The sequence below is a fragment of the Microvirga sp. P4_G7 genome (assembly GCF_056401005.1).
The window spans coordinates 1-2114 of the sequence record NZ_JBFUKD010000640.1; the positions used below are offsets into that span (position 1 = coordinate 1).

General features: G+C 53.9%; 3 protein-coding genes. All 3 read left to right on the plus strand.

Annotated features, from left to right (window positions below):
• A partial coding sequence (locus AC1DT3_RS18970; RefSeq protein WP_477466772.1) for a DNA-processing protein DprA occupies positions 1–313 on the plus strand: 313 nt, incomplete at its 5' end.
• Positions 288–956, plus strand: coding sequence for a hypothetical protein (locus AC1DT3_RS18975; RefSeq protein ID WP_477466773.1), 669 nt, complete (start codon positions 288–290; stop codon positions 954–956). The genes AC1DT3_RS18970 and AC1DT3_RS18975, both read left to right, overlap by 26 nt.
• Before the next feature lie 64 nt (positions 957–1020).
• On the plus strand, positions 1021–2114 hold a 1094-nt coding region (locus AC1DT3_RS18980; protein ID WP_477466774.1), incomplete at its 3' end, for a S1 family peptidase.

Here is a 2114-nt window from a genome sequence, read left to right on the forward strand (position 1 = left end):
GATTTATCGCGATCACCTCTTACTCACCCCCTTTGACATTGGTGAGGCGGTGTTCAAGGCGAATTTTCCGAAACGCAACCGCGTCATGGCGGCGATTTCCGATGCAACTGTGATTGTCGAGGCGTCCGACACATCGGGGACGCTTCACCAAGCTGCTGAATGTGTAAAATTGGAACGATGGCTCTTCATTATGAAATCGGTGGCCGATGATCGATCCTTAACCTGGCCAAAGAAGTTCATGGGCAACCCAAGGGTTCGGATTCTGTCTTCTACTCAGGAAATCGTCGATGCCGTTAGAGCCGGAAGAGCTTAAAGTCGTCACGCTCTGTTCGTATCCCGCCGGAGATTTCCCTTTCAGACCGGATGACCATACAGCCAGCAAGATGGTCAAGGCCGTCAAAGGGGATCCAATCAATGGGTACTTTGGCCTGAAACTCGATGCGGGGTATAGGAAGTTCGATGAAAACAACATTCACGAATACCGACGGATGGTGCCAGACTGGATGTGCCATCAGATTCTGAAGAGAATTGAGGGCTCCGCAACCATTGTCCCAATTCCCAATTCCCACGTGATCAGTGCGGACACCCAGAATTTCCGAACTCTCGCTCTTGCTCTCGCTATTGCTGAGTGCTCCAAAGGCCAGCTCACGGCCCTTCCAGCTTTGGTCTTCAAAGAGMCACAACAAAAGGCCCGAGAAGGCGGGCCACGCCGACCGCTCGATTTGTACCTCAAGTACAAAGTGATCGAGCAGGTTCAAGGGCAAATCGTCTTGATGGACGATGTCAAGACGAACGGTGGACACCTCATCGGCGCAAAATGGGCAATAGAAAAGAACGGGCCCGGCAAGGTAATACTTGCATGCGCATTCGGACGCACAGTTCGCGAGCAAGTCGAGGATCCTGTCAGCGTGCTCGACGAAATTCTTGACGCAGCGTTTCCGTTTCAACCGATTTAGCGCCGGTTGCAAAGATCACAAATAGATAGAAAATCGAGAGCACTAAACTCTAGTGGCAGGCCTTATGAGCGACCAACCGCCTCCTTCTAAGTCGTTAAATGCCAAGGATCTCTGCCGCCGCTACAGAGAAAGCTTAGTTGCGGTAGTCACAGTGGACGCGAAGGGTGACGAACATGTCGGCTCAGCCTTTCATGTTGGCGACGGCGCCTTCGTCACGGCGCGGCACGTCGTATTCGGTCAGCAATCATGCCATGTAGAAGTCGCCGGTCAATTAGTCTCGATTGAAGCGAAGCCTCATCCCGACCCTGAAAAGGATGTCGCTGTGTTCTCGATTCCGACGCTCGCGGGGTTGCCAGTGATTCCGCTCGGTGGCCACCTCGATGATTGGATTTGCGATAACGATTTCATGCTAAACGAGGTACTAATTCTGGGCTTCCCCCCCATTCCGCTCTCGAAAAGGAATGTTCTGGTTGCTTTTCGTGGTCAGATCAACGCGGTTGTCGACCTGGTCAACGTTGATCACGTCCACTTTATCGTCTCGGTCCCAGCGCGCGGCGGTCTCAGTGGTGGCGTCGTACTTTCGGAATGGGAGTTCGCGCTCGGACTTGTAACGTGGAGCCTTGTACGAGATGGTGCCGCGGAGGAACTCGGGTATCTCACAGTGCTGACGATTGAGCCTATCCTACAATGTCTCGCCGCGCACTCTCTCTTGCCGCGCGACTTGGCGCTGATTTGGGACGGGCTGTTTACCACCCAGACGGAATACTATGGTGTACCCGAGAAAAGTTGGGCGCACTCGTGGATCGAGACTGACCGAGACGGTCACCGAAACCGCCTTTCGTTTGCAACGCCTGACCAGAGCGTTGTCGCATCCGCGTTAGAGGCTGTAGCCAGCCTAGGTATCCAGGCGAGATTCGAAGTGGTCGACGTTGATGTCTGTGTCCTAGAGATCGACCATATTCAACCCCAAGAAACGTTAGAAATGGCTCGCGCGGCGATCCAAAAAGCGTTGCTTGACCGGGGTTATCTCCCGGTGGAGGCGCCTCGCCAAATTGCTCGGACTCTGAATGCGCCCCCATTCTCTTTGCATCATGATGATCATGACCATGAAACGCTGGTACTGCACTGGAGCGACGAAGGCCGCGCGCTAGGTACCCT